This window comes from Hyphomonas oceanitis SCH89 (genome assembly GCF_000685295.1).
Classification (GTDB): Bacteria; Pseudomonadota; Alphaproteobacteria; order Caulobacterales; family Hyphomonadaceae; genus Hyphomonas; species Hyphomonas oceanitis.
In genome coordinates this window covers 20,653-33,402 of record NZ_ARYL01000001.1, presented here as the reverse complement: position 1 = coordinate 33,402, position 12,750 = coordinate 20,653, and the positions used below count along the sequence as shown (strand labels likewise).

General features: G+C 59.8%; 11 protein-coding genes and 1 tRNA gene. 6 read left to right on the top strand and 6 right to left on the bottom strand.

Annotation, left to right across the window (positions count from 1 at the left end; all coding sequences use genetic code 11):
* The first annotated feature begins 35 nt into the window (after nt 1-35).
* The 6 genes from HOC_RS00160 to HOC_RS00135 all read left to right on the top strand — a co-directional run bounded on the left by HOC_RS00160 (nt 36) and on the right by HOC_RS00135 (nt 6,697).
* Nucleotides 36-1,334 carry an NADH:flavin oxidoreductase/NADH oxidase family protein gene (locus HOC_RS00160; RefSeq protein WP_035534560.1) on the top strand — a complete coding sequence of 433 codons (1,299 nt, stop codon included), beginning with the start codon at nt 36-38 and terminating at the stop codon, nt 1,332-1,334.
* Nucleotides 1,335-1,502: 168 nt separating this feature from the next.
* Nucleotides 1,503-3,920 (top strand): endopeptidase La, encoded by a 2,418-nt coding sequence (lon, locus tag HOC_RS00155; RefSeq protein WP_035534559.1) that lies wholly within the window; start codon nt 1,503-1,505, stop codon nt 3,918-3,920.
* Between the two features lie 132 nt (nt 3,921-4,052).
* Complete coding sequence (locus tag HOC_RS00150) at nt 4,053-4,691, top strand: SDR family oxidoreductase (RefSeq protein ID WP_035535076.1); 639 nt, start codon at nt 4,053-4,055, stop codon at nt 4,689-4,691.
* Between the two features lie 85 nt (nt 4,692-4,776).
* Nucleotides 4,777-4,852: transfer RNA gene (locus HOC_RS00145), tRNA-Val, on the top strand.
* Between the two features lie 286 nt (nt 4,853-5,138).
* Nucleotides 5,139-5,390 (top strand): helix-turn-helix domain-containing protein, encoded by a 252-nt coding sequence (locus HOC_RS00140; RefSeq protein WP_035534557.1) that lies wholly within the window; start codon nt 5,139-5,141, stop codon nt 5,388-5,390.
* Nucleotides 5,390-6,697 (top strand): type II toxin-antitoxin system HipA family toxin, encoded by a 1,308-nt coding sequence (locus HOC_RS00135; protein WP_035534555.1) that lies wholly within the window; start codon nt 5,390-5,392, stop codon nt 6,695-6,697. Before HOC_RS00140 ends, HOC_RS00135 begins: the two co-directional genes overlap by 1 nt.
* Before the next feature lie 205 nt (nt 6,698-6,902).
* On the opposite strand, the gene HOC_RS00130 is transcribed toward HOC_RS00135, so the two are convergent.
* The 6 genes from HOC_RS00130 to trbL form a co-directional block, all read right to left on the bottom strand.
* A complete protein-coding gene (locus tag HOC_RS00130; RefSeq protein WP_035534553.1) occupies nt 6,903-8,009 on the bottom strand; it encodes a tyrosine-type recombinase/integrase in 1,107 nt (368 codons plus the stop codon).
* Nucleotides 8,010-8,218: 209 nt separating this feature from the next.
* Entirely contained in the window at nt 8,219-8,449 is a 231-nt protein-coding gene (locus HOC_RS00120) for a DUF2274 domain-containing protein (protein ID WP_035534550.1), read from the bottom strand.
* The gene (locus tag HOC_RS00115) at nt 8,446-9,705 is read right to left on the bottom strand and encodes a TraB/TrbI/VirB10 family type IV secretion system protein (RefSeq protein ID WP_035534548.1); all 1,260 of its coding nucleotides are present in this window, start codon (nt 9,703-9,705) and stop codon (nt 8,446-8,448) included. Before HOC_RS00115 ends, HOC_RS00120 begins: the two co-directional genes overlap by 4 nt.
* The gene (gene trbG / locus HOC_RS00110; RefSeq protein WP_051624369.1) at nt 9,702-10,721 is read right to left on the bottom strand and encodes a P-type conjugative transfer protein TrbG; all 1,020 of its coding nucleotides are present in this window, start codon (nt 10,719-10,721) and stop codon (nt 9,702-9,704) included. The genes HOC_RS00115 and trbG overlap by 4 nt, the downstream gene beginning before the upstream one ends.
* A gap of 13 nt (nt 10,722-10,734) precedes the next feature.
* Nucleotides 10,735-11,421, bottom strand: a complete 687-nt coding sequence (gene trbF, locus HOC_RS00105) for a conjugal transfer protein TrbF (RefSeq protein WP_035534545.1) — start codon at nt 11,419-11,421, stop codon at nt 10,735-10,737.
* A gap of 1 nt (nt 11,422) precedes the next feature.
* Nucleotides 11,423-12,748, bottom strand: coding sequence for a P-type conjugative transfer protein TrbL (trbL, locus tag HOC_RS00100; protein ID WP_035534542.1), 1,326 nt, complete (start codon nt 12,746-12,748; stop codon nt 11,423-11,425).
* Between the last annotated feature and the right edge of the window lie 2 nt (nt 12,749-12,750).

The window sequence follows — 12,750 nt, the reverse complement described above, 5'->3', positions numbered from 1 at the left end:
GGCGTGCGACTCAGTGTCGATATTGGGAGAACATAATGCCTGTCACGATTAATGCCCCGTTAACCCTGTCGAGTGGGCTGACCTTCCCGAACCGTCTTGTGAAGGCTGCCATGACAGAGGGACTCGCGGATTCGCGCAACCGGCCAACTGAGGAACATGTCACCCTCTATCGCCGCTGGGCCGAGGGCGGAGCCGGCGGGCTGCTGACCGGAAATGTGCAGATTGACCGCCACCATCTTGAGCGCGTCGGCAATGTCGTGATCGACGCAAAGTCGGGCGAGGATGAGCTGGATGGCCTGTCGCGCTGGGCTGAAGCGGCCAAGTCGCATGGCGCGGCGTTCATCATGCAGGTCAGCCATGCCGGGCGGCAGACGCCCAAACTGGTCAATCCGCGCCCCGCCGCGCCGAGCCCCGTGGCCCTTGGGCTGCCCGGTGGGCAGTTCGGAGAGCCCCGCGCCATGACCGCTGACGAGATCAGGGCGGTGGTCGAGGGCTTTGGGCGGGCCGCGCGCGTCGGCAGGAAAGCCGGGTTTGATGGCATTCAGGTCCATGCCGCCCATGGCTACCTGCTGAGCTCCTTCCTTTCACCGCTCGCCAACAGGCGCGAGGATGACTGGGGTGGGCCGCTGGAAAATCGCGCGCGCCTGCTGGTCGATAGTGTGCGGGAGGCCAAAGTGCAGGGCGGGCCGGGCTTTTCGGTGTCGGTGAAGCTCAATTCGGCCGATTTCCAGAAAGGCGGCTTCAGCCATGCGGACTGTCTTGCCGTTATTGATATTCTCAATGGGCTGGGCGTTGATTTCGTGGAGATTTCCGGCGGCAATTACGAGCAGCCGGCGATGATGGATATGGAGGGGCTTGAGCCCTCTTTCGAGGATTCCCGCCGCAGCTCGACCCGTGAGCGTGAGGCCTATTTCCTCTCCTATGCCAAATCCGTGCAGGAGCGCGCCACGATGCCCCTGATGGTAACGGGTGGGTTTCGTACGCGATCTGCAATGGATGCTGCGCTTGAAGGGCATGAAGCCGATCTTGTCGGTCTCGGACGCCCGCTCTGTGTTGATCCTGCGACCCCGGCAAAGCTATTGTCCGGTGAGGCCGATGCCACCAAATGGGAGGCAGAGCTACGCATCGGGCCGGGCATATTCGGGCCGAATTCGCCCATAAAGCTGATAAAGGCGCTCAACGGATTTGGCGCTCAGGGCTGGTATTATGAACAGATAAGGCTGCTCGGTGACGGCAAGCCAACAAACCCCAGGCTAGGCGTGTTGAAAGCGTTCATGGCTCATCAAAAGAAAGAGACGGAGAGTGCAAAGGAATGGCGGGCCGCGATGCCTTGATTTCAGGCTGTTTTTCAATTCCCCAGATTCTTGCGCATTCTTCGGCTTGAAGCACCGGCCCTTGCGATCCACATCTTAGCTATCCGCCCGACTCTCGTCATGATTGACGGGCAGGGTGCACAGAGGGGTCGCCGCCAAGCGGGGCCCATATTCCAAGGAGGCATTCACATGCCAAGACAAAAGAACCTTCCGGTGTTGCCGCTTCGGGACATCGTTGTGTTTCCGGACATGGTCGCACCGCTTTTCGTGGGCCGTGACAAGTCCGTTCGTGCCCTCGAAATGATCGATGAGGGTGATAATGAAATCATGCTGGTGGCCCAGCGCGACGCCTCGGTCGACGATCCTGGCGCTGATGACGTGCATCCGATCGGCACGATTGCCACCATCCTCCAGCTTCTGAAATTGCCTGATGGCACCGTGAAGGTGCTCGTCGAGGGCCAGACACGTGCGCGCCTCAATGCGCTGCATGACCGGGGCGACTATTTCGAAGCTGAAGTTGAAACCATTCCTGAAGCCGAGACAGACGGCGGCGATGTGCAGGCGCTGATGCGCGCCGTGCAGGAGCAGTTCGAGAATTACGTCAAACTGAACCGCAAGATCCCGCCGGAATCCGTCACCACGATCAGCCAGCTCACCGAGCCGGGCAAACTCGCTGACGCCGTTGCCTCGCAACTGTCGGTGAAGATTTCCGACAAGCAGGAACTGCTCGAACTGTCAGACATCAAGGACCGCCTCGAGAAGGTGTTCGCCCTGATGGAAGGCGAAATGGGCATGCTGCAAATGGAGCGGAAGATCAAAAACCGCGTCAAGCGGCAGATGGAGAAGACCCAGCGCGAGTATTATCTCAATGAACAGATGAAGGCGATCCAGCGCGAGCTGGGCGAACAGGGCGGCGACGGCGGCGAACGCGACGAAGTGGCCGAACTCGAGCAGAAAATCGCCGACACGCCGTTCACCGAGGAGGCCCGCGCCAAGGCCGAAGCCGAAGTCAAGAAACTGCGCCAGATGTCTCCGATGTCTGCGGAATCCACCGTCGTGCGCAATTATCTCGACTGGCTGCTGTCGCTGCCATGGGGCAAGCGCAAGGATATCCAGACGGACCTTGCGAAGGCCGAGAAGCAGCTCGATGACGACCATTACGGTCTCGAGAAGGTCAAGGAGCGGATCCTCGAATACCTTGCCGTGCAGAAGCGCACCGGCAAGCTGAAAGGCCCGATCCTCTGCCTCGTCGGCCCTCCCGGCGTCGGCAAGACCTCGCTTGGCAAGTCCATCGCTGAAGCGACAGGCCGCGACTTTGTGCGCGTGTCGCTGGGCGGCGTGCGTGACGAGTCCGAGATCCGCGGTCACCGCCGCACGTATATCGGCTCCATGCCGGGCCGGATCGTGCAGTCGCTGAAAAAGGCGAAGACGGGCAACCCGCTCTTCCTGCTGGATGAGATCGACAAGATGGGCATGGACCATCGCGGCGATCCTGCCTCGGCCCTGCTCGAAGTGCTCGACCCGGAACAGAACGCCACGTTCAACGACCACTATCTTGAAGTCGACTATGACCTGTCGGACGTGATGTTCGTCACCACGGCGAACTCGCTCAACATGCCCCAGCCCCTGCTGGACCGCATGGAGATCATCCGGATCGCCGGTTATACCGAGGACGAGAAGGTCGAGATCACCAAGCGCCACCTGATCCCTCAGGTGCGTGAAGATCATGGCCTGAAAGCCGACGAATGGATCGTCACGGACGAAGCCGTTCGCGACCTTGCGCGGTACTATACCCGTGAGGCCGGTGTACGGTCGCTCAAGCGTGAGATCGCGCGGCTTGCCCGCAAGGTGGTGCGCAAGCTGGCAACAGACGAGTCGCTGACGTCGTTGACGATCAATGCCCAGAACCTGGCCGAATATGCCGGCGTGAAGAAATTCCGTTATGGCCTTGCCGACGAGACCGATCAGATTGGTGCCGTTACCGGCCTTGCCTGGACGGAATCCGGCGGCGACCTCCTAACCATCGAGGCGGTCAAGATGCCGGGTCGTGGTAACATGAAGGTCACGGGTAACCTGCGCGACGTCATGAAGGAATCGATCCAGGCGGCCAGCTCGCTGGTCCGGTCCCGCTCGGTTGTCCTCGGCATCAAGCCGACCGTGTTCAGCACGAACGACATCCACGTGCACGTGCCTGATGGCGCGACACCGAAGGATGGTCCGAGTGCCGGCGCGGCCATGACAACGGCCATCGTCTCGCTGCTCACCGGCATTCCGGTGAACCGTGAGGTCGCGATGACGGGCGAGATTTCGCTGCGTGGTCGCGTGTTGCCGATTGGCGGCCTGAAGGAGAAACTCCTGGCGGCGCTACGCGGTGGCATCAAGACGGTGCTGATCCCGGAAGAGAACGAGAAGGATCTCGAGGAGATCCCGGACAATGTGAAGACCGGCCTTCGGATCATTCCGGTGTCGGACATCAACGAAGTTCTGGAACTCGCGCTGAGCGAGCCCCTGAGCCCGATTGTCTGGTCGGAAGCTGACGAGGCTGCCTTGCAGGCAAGCCTTTCCGGCCAACCGGCCTCGAGTTCGGATACGGTTCGTCCCCACTAAGGACTGACACATAAAGATAAAGCGGCCGCGTTTCTGATGCGGCCGCTTTTTTTGTGCCTGCGTGCGAAGCGGAACGTTGGCTGCCTGCACCCATTGGTCTGTCAGAACATGAAACTGACAGGAGATATGGATATGAGAATTCTCGTAGCTGGCGCGACAGGCAATACAGGCGCACGCCTTGTGCAAAAACTGACCGACGCAGGCCACGTGCCCGTCGCCATGGCGCGGGAGAGTGCCGATACGAGTGTACTTCCTGCGGGCTGTGAACTTCGCATGGCCGACCTGACCGACCTGAAGGACGACGTCGTGCGCGATGTGGATGCGGTGGTCTTCGCGGCCGGTTCGGGCGCCGATACCGGCAAGGACATGACAGACAAGGTGGACCGCGATGGGGCGATTGCGCTGATCGACGCGGCAGCCAAGGCCAAAATTGGCCGCTTCGTCATGCTCAGCTCGGTCGGCGCAGACGATCCCTCGCAAGGCTCGGACGGCATTCGTCATTATCTGGAGGCCAAGCACGCGGCAGACGCGCATTTGCAAAAATCCGATATGCCCTATGTCATCGTCCGCCCGATCAGCCTCAGCAATGAGGAAGGCAAAGGCTTTGTCACGCTCGCCGACCACGTCGCCCGCGATGGTCAGGTAACGCGCGATGACGTGGCCGCCGTGCTGTCAGCCTCAGTCTGGCAGGCCGGTATTGAAGGCAAAGTATTCGAGATGAAGGAAGGCGACACGTCCGTTGTCGAGGCCATTGCCGAGCTGGCCGCCTAGTCTCCCAAATGAAGAGAGCGCGTGTTTTTCACACGCGCTCTCTTGCTTTTTCTCTCAGAAATCCGCAAAAGCCCGCGATGGAATAGGGCGGTTAGCTCAGTTGGTAGAGCATCTCGTTTACACCGAGAGGGTCAGCGGTTCGAGCCCGTTACCGCCCACCATAAAAACAAGGCACTAGCCTGTGGAAAAAAGAACATCAGAGAACAGTTTACAGTATAGTTTACAGGTTCTGTTCTTGTTCCGTCCTTATGTCGACGACTTTCCCGGCCGATGACGTTCGGCTCTGACCGTTCATTTTGCAACCTGGCACATCAATGGCTTGCGGACTTGTTTGCCGTCTGCAGATCCTCATACGCTACAGCGCATAAATAGTCAATATACGCTGTGGCGTATATTGACTATTTATGCGCTGTAGCGTATATAGATGAAAACAACGGAATTCACGCCATGACCCAACTCGTCAGATCACCCAAGCAGATTGGTAGCGTATTGCGGCGCTATCGACGCGCGCAGAACCTCACTCAAGCCGACATGGCACGACGGGCGGGCGTAAGACAGGGAACGGTTTCGCAGGTAGAAACCGGTCTGGAAACGGTCAAGCTCACGACCGTCATGGAGTTGTTGCGGGCGCTTGATCTGGAAATGATCCTGCAACCGCGTACCAAAGGCTCAAACAAAGACATTGAGGATATGTTCTGATGGGACGGGCGCGCAAAAGCGAACGCCTCACCGTCGCCCTCAACGGTCGCCAGATCGGGGTCCTCGAACGCGGGGCGAACGGCGCCATATCGTATTCCTACGATCAGGCGTGGCTCGATGATGAGCGCCGTGCGATCCCTGTCTCATTGTCCCTCCCATTGCGGGAAGAGCGCTACACCGGCGCAGAGGTTTCAGCCTATTTCGACAATCTCCTGCCGGACAATACCGATATCCGGCGCAAGGTTGCTGCCAAAGTGGGGGCCGAGGGAATTGATCCGTTCAGCCTCTTGAACAAGATTGGACGTGACTGCGTAGGGGCACTTCAATTTGTTCCGGAAGGGGACCCTGTCGTGCTTCCGGGTCTGCCTGAATGTACGTCCCTTGAAGACGGCGAAATCGCGGAAATCGTCCGCAACCTCGCCACGGCGCCACTTGGCATTCGCGCGGATGGTGACCGTGAATTTCGGATTTCGATCGCCGGTGCGCAAGAGAAGACGGCCTTGCTATGGCACCGGGGTTGGTGCCTGCCACAAGGAACGACTCCCACCACGCATATCCTGAAACCGGAATTGGGAAAGCTGGCAAATGGACTCGATATGCGCAGGAGCGTCGAGAACGAGCATTTCTGCCTCACGCTGTGTAAGGCTCTCGGTCTGGATGTGGCGAAGAGCGAGATTGTCGATTTTGAGAATGTACGTGTTCTGGCAATCGAGCGGTTTGACCGTTTCATAACACAAGACGGGCGTTTACTGCGCGTCCCGCAGGAGGATTTCTGCCAGGCGTTGTCTGTGCCATCAACCCTGAAATACAACTCCGACGGCGGTCCAGGCATCGCCGATTGCCTCAGGCTTCTCAGCGGCAGCGACTATGCTGACCAGGATCGTCTTGCATTCCTGAAAGCGCAGATCGTGTTCTGGCTGATCGGTGCAACCGATGGACACGCCAAGAATTTCAGCCTCTTCCTGACACCGGGCGGACGGTACCGCATGACGCCACTTTACGACATCATGACAGCGCAGCCCCATTTCGATGCGAACCAGTTGACGCGCCGGGAGTTCCGGCTTGCGATGGCCGCAGGAGATCGTCGGCACTATCGTATGGGCGATATTCTTCCTTATCACTTCAAGGAAAGCGCGAAATCTGCCGGCGTTGCCGAGGCGGAAGTTGATGATCTGTTCGTCGCCCTTGTCCGTGATGCCGAGGGTGCGCTGGATCGCACCATCGCGGCGATGCCGGAGAACTTTCCAATGGAAATTGCCGAGAGCGTTGCCGCATCCATGCGTGCCAGGTTGGACAAAGCAAAATGACCGATGTAACGCGCGCACTCGCGCGGGCCAAAGTCATCGGAAGGGTAATCATCAATATCAGGCGCGCAGTACGTATCCCATGTAAACGAAACGCAATTTTCTTTACATGTCCAGAAGATGTGTAAAGAAAATCACCAAATTGGTGTAAATCAATACCAAGCGATCCCTGACCTAAGCAGGCGGCATCCTTTACGAAACCTAGCTACTAGAGCGAAGTCGTCATCGCTTCAATAACAGCTGTATCTGACACGTAAATCCGCTTCATTTTCGCGAGTGTACCCGGCGTCCAGCCAAACAAATCGGTCAGAACCTGATCCGATATCAGAGTCGGGTAGAGGTGCTGAAGGATGACCATGTTCGTCGCGCATGTCTTGCGCATGTCGTGGATAGTTGGACCATCGTTTTCCGGGCCAAGTCCCATACGGCTGCGATGGCGATCAAAGCTTGTGCCGAAACCTTCTGCAGTCCAAGGCTTGCCCTTGCTGGAGAAAAGAATCGTGAGGGGAGCGGTCGCGAGTTTGGCGCGCGCCGCATCGATTTCATCAAGCAATGATCGAAGCGGAGGCGTGATGGGTATAAGTGCAGTGTTGCGGCCACGGCTCTTGCCCGTAGGAATGATCAGATGCTGCTTCGTGATCGCCGACAGTGGCAAGCGGGTAAGATCTTCACGGCGAAGTCCGGTGTGAAGAGCCAGTTTGAACGCCCAGGCCAAATGCGCCGACGCGGTTTTGAGAAACGTGGCTTGCTCGTCTGGAGACCAAATACGCGCTTCTGTCGGTCGTTCGTAAAGCGGCTCAATGCCATGTGCTCGGTTCCAATCGAGCCGCCCGTCCTTTTTGCACCAGGTCAGGAAGGCCGACAGAGCCAGGACAGCCTCATCAGCAGCGCTCGGAGAGTGACCCCAAACGTGATCGCGGTGGGACGTGATAAACTTGATAATGCGTCTGCTATCGAAAACCGAAAGGGGTGCGTTCGCAGCTTGCTGGCCTGCCTTCAGGGGCATTTCCAACCACTTGTCGAGGTACTTGATCCTGGCCGTTTGCCCTTTTGGCTTCATCTTTCTGAATCCGGGAGACTTCTTCCGATAGAGCATGACCGCCATGGCGAACGAATCTGCGACCGGCGCTCTCTCATCCTCGATCACCTCTGAATAGGCATGGATGAATTCTGGAGGCAGTCGCTTGCCGGGCCCATCCAACCTGGATCCTTCACTCGTCCAGAATTTTGGCCCACCGCGAAACGCGTAATAATAGTATCGTGTCTGACCCGTCGCGAGCTTCTTCGCAATTACATGAAGACCCTTGATGGACATGGTCAGCTCCCTAGCCATTTCGCCTCCGAATCAGTTTCGAGCCTGAGAGAGGCCTTGTCCAGAAGCGTAATCTCGCCGTCAGGCATCAGCCTGACACCGCAAACATCAAATCCTGTATCTTTCGCTGCAGCGATCAGCGTTTTGAGACGGCGCTTGATTTCACAGGTTTTTAGATGCGGAGGTATCTGCGTTCGGGCCATCGCTCGACATCACCGGGTGGTTTGAGTTTTCATGGCCTTACGAAAGCCAGGATCGCTCGAAAGGAAAGCTTCAAGCATCAGAGGAACGAGCGTAGCCACCGATGCCTCAGCTCCGTAGGTTGCAGCATGGATCCGAGAATACGCTTCGAGGTCCCCAGCCAGAGATGGCTCGAGACTTATTGACAATTTCTGCGGCGTCCGGTCCGGCAGCGGCCCGATCTTCAAACTGACTTCACTCATGGCTGTATGCCTCCTTCATAGGGCTTCAATACGATGTCCTTGCTCACAAGTATTCCGAACCGCCAGCCAGGCCGGATCGTGATCGAAGGCTGGACATCGAGATTGCGCCGCACGATTTCCTGGCCGGCCTCATTGGCGCCAGTCTGCGCCGAGCGGCGGAGCGCCCGGGCGATGTCGCCTTCATCATCGGTGCCAAGTTCGGCGCCGACGCCGAGCAGGGTCGAGAGTGCGACGCCCTGCAGGAGTTTCCAGGAATGATAATCGACCTTGTCCTCAAGGCCGGCGTAGCCGCGCGCATCGACCCCGGCGAGATTGTCGATCCGGATCGAGGACCCGTCCGGCATCACGATCCGGCTCCAGACAAGGAGCGCCCGTGACTGGCCGAATGCGATCACGCTGTCATAGCGCCCGATGAGGCGCGCGCCCTGAGGCACCAGCACACTCTCACCGGTAACCGTATCATAGACCGGGCTCGTCACCTGCGCGATGACCTGGCCGGGAAGATCGGAGTTCACACCCGTCAACAGGGTTGCCGGAATGATCGTGCCGGCCATCAGCTGCCAGGGCGAGACCGGCGTTTCCAGCCGGTGCGGATTGTAGATCGACGGGTCGGTCTCGGTCCCCAGAAAATCCAGCTTTCGAACCTGCCGGTTCGGATCATCGCTGAGAGACGACCCAAACGCGCTGCCATCAGATGGCGCAAACGCCGAGAGGCCCGGAAAGCTGATCGTTGACGGCGTTGCAGCCGCACTATGCTCTTCAATGACTTTTTCCCTCGGACCCGACCCAACCTGGAAAAACACCCCGCTCCCGCGCGCTGCATCGGAAAGTGCCGCTTCCCGCGCACGCAATTCGGCCTCCAGCACTGCCATCTGCTCGCGCATGGGATCAACCTCCGGGGCGTCCTTTTCTGGTAGTCTCATCCGTCCTTCGCGCTGGGCCTTCAGGATCGGGGCGCCGAGGTCCCCGGGCAATGGCGGTCCGAGAATATCATCCTCAGGCTTGAGATCGCCATAAGAGGCCGGCAGTGCCGCGAAACCCTCCGCAGGTGGATTATGTCCGGTATTGTACAATTCTCGCGACGCGCTGGCAGGACTCTCCTTTGGACCCTGCAGCGCGAATACCAGCGAGCCAAGCACGATGGCGCTCCCTGTGCCAAGCAGGACTATGAGGGCCCGTTTGGAGAACCGTTTGACAGGCCTCGGCGCGCCGTGGATTTCCAAAGGCGGCGGTGGTGTGGCAGCAGACGCGGTCACGGCTTGGCATCCCCGAGATCGTTGCGGGCGATCGTCACAACCTCCTGGCGGTTTTCGCCCAGACGCAGTTCGGCGCGCGCGAACAGACGGTCGACGACATAATAGTCTCCGGACATGCGATAGTTCACGAGTTGGGACTTGCCGTCCCGACCGATGACGAACAGGGCCGGCGCCTCGCCCTGGTCAAGCCGGGCCGGAAACTGAATATAGACCTTGCGGCCATCGTCGAACACGCGATCCGGCCGCCAGTGCGGAACGTCACCATGCATGTCGTACCGGAACTTCAGCCGCTCGAGCTGCAACCCATTGGATAAGGGCGCTGCCGGCGCACGGCTCGATGCCACCCGCGTCACCAGCTGCTGGTCAGCATAGCGCCAGGAGACGGCCGCCATATACGTCTCTTCGAACGCGCGCAGTTCAAGGTGATAGGCGCGAAGGCTCGTCGTGATGATGAGGTTGGTCTTGAGATCAGCCTGTGTCGGCTTGATCAGGATATGCGCTTGCGCTTGCGCTCCGGTGCCCGAGACCGTGTCCCCGAGCACCCAGCGGACTGTGTCGCCAGCCGAGACTGACACAAGTTGTTCGCCCGGCTGGAGGACAATGTCGGTCACCTGTTCGGGGGCGCAATAGACCTGGTAGAGCGCGCCTATTGTGTAGGGATAGACCTGGATCGCGTTCATGTAGTTGTCGAGCGAGGGCTCGACCGCAGCCTTGCCGTTTGCTGTCTCGATGGCCTGGTAGGGTTTCAGCGATGGCGCATCTGCCTCCGTCGGCATCGGCTTCAGCTGGCCGGGCATCGCGCCTGTGACACTTGCCGGCGTGTAGGTGCGGTAGACAACAGGCGTCGGAGAAAGGTCCGCGCCGGCGATATCAGTCTCTTCCGCGTCAGGGGTGAGATAGAGATCTTCGACATAGTCCGGTTCATCGAGCGTGATGTCGGGACCGATGGCGGTGGGGAAGGATTCGCAAGCTGCTAGCGCAGTCGAGGCGAAGAGGATCAGGGCAAGGCGTTTCATGGGGATATAGCTCCTATTGGTGGTCTTTCGACCAGTTGAGGCCGTGGACATAGAGGCCGAGGGGATTGGCACGCAGGGCCTCTTCGGTGCGGGGCGGATCGATCACGATCGAGAACACGCCGGTATGGTTTGACTGGCCGGTCTCGGTGCCGTTCCGGTAGGCGGTCTCGCGCCAGCGGACCGTAAAACTGTCATCGGATGCGCGCACGACGCTCGTCACATCGACCGACACGGACCTCCGCCCGATATCTGCAAACGGATCATTGTCGCGGGCGTAATCATTGAGGGTGGCAGCCGCCCGGTCGGTTGCGTAGGCGTAGGCTTTCAGCCAGTTCTGGCGGACGACAATCGGATCGATCGAGATGGAGCGTGTATTCTTCACAAACTCGGCAAGATGGAACGCAATCTGCGCATCTGTCGGCTCGTAGCGTCCGTCGGCAGGCCCGACGGCGCGCACGGCGCCTTCGCCCGTCAGTTCGACGACATAGGGCGTGACGATGGATTGGGTCGAGCGCCAGACAAGACCGCCCGCGAGCACGAACGAGAGGCCAAGGCTTGCCAGTGCCGCGAGCCGCCAATTAGCCGCCTGGACACGGGCTGAGCCGATCCGATCGTCCCAGGCCTGCGCGGCGCGCTGGTAGGGCGTTACGGGTTCCGGTGTCTCGCCATAGCGGGTGGAATTTCGCTTCCAGAGCTTCATGTCAGTCCTCGTCATGTCTGAGTTGTATCGATGTCCCGCCGCCGGGCCGGTCGCCGTCGCGCACGGCAGAGGCGGCCATCATGCCGGCATCGCGCGTGGACTGGTCGCGCCGGATACGCCGGGCCCAGTCGGGCGATGGATTATGCCCGCTCGCCGGCGCCGCATTGGGCGCGCCCGTACCGCCTGTTGCCGCAAAGGCGGCGCGGGCCCCGGACTTGTGACGGTCATGCGGATTGCCAAAAGCGCGCCGGGCAAAGCCTGCGGCGCCTGACGCGGCAGCGCGAACACCTGCGCCCGCGACACCGCTCATGCCCGCCATTGTGGCACCAGTGCCGGACTTGCCGGAAGCGGCGGCGTTCATCTGGTAGGCCGTCCGGGCACCGCCGGCCATGGACGCCGCTGCGCCGACGGCGCTGCCCGTGCCGCCCGCCGCCGCCCCGATACCAGCCTTTGCGACGCTGCCGCCTGCCACCGTTCCGGCGGCAACGCCAGCTGCCGTGCCAATGGCGGCCCCGGCGCCGAGCTGCGGGGCTCCTGAGACAAGCCCCGTGGCGATGCCCGGCCCGAACAGGCCGAGCGCAAGCAGGGAAAGAGATCCGAGTATGACGGAGGCGGCCTGTTCGAGCGTCACCTCGTCCGGCTGGAAAGCCGATGTGATGGAGGAAAAGATGGTCGAGCCGATGCCGACAATGATGGCGAGCACCATGAGCTTGATGCCCGACGCGATGATATTGCCGAGCACTTTTTCGGCAAGGAATGACGTCTTGTTCCAGAGGGCGAAGGGGATCAGCACGAATCCGGCCAGGGTCGTCAGCTTGAACTCGATGATGGTGACGAAAAGCTGGATGGCGAGGAAGAAGAAGGCGAGCAGGGTCACGATCCAGGCGAGGAACAGGACGGCAATGATCACGATGTTCTGAAAAAAGGCGATCGGGCCGGTGAGTTTCTCGATCTCGTCGAGCAGGGGCAGGGCTGCATCGAACCCCGTCGCGGCAACAAAGCCGGGTTTCATGATGTCGTCAGCGGTGATCGTGCCGGCAGTGGCGTTGAGGCCCAGCTGCGCGAAACTCGTGAACACAATGTCGGACAGAAGCGGAAAATTGCCGAGGATCAGCGCAAAGGCGCCGACATAGAGCACCTTCTTGAGGAACCGCCCGACAATGTCCGTATTCGGTCCCATGGCCCAGAAGAGGCCGGCGAGCGTAATGTCGATGCCGATCAGTGCACTTGTCAGGAAGGCGACGTCCGCCTGCAGCAGGCCAAACCCGCTTTCGATATAGGCGGAGAAGGTTGCGACGAACTGGTCGATGACGCTGAGATCTTCCATTC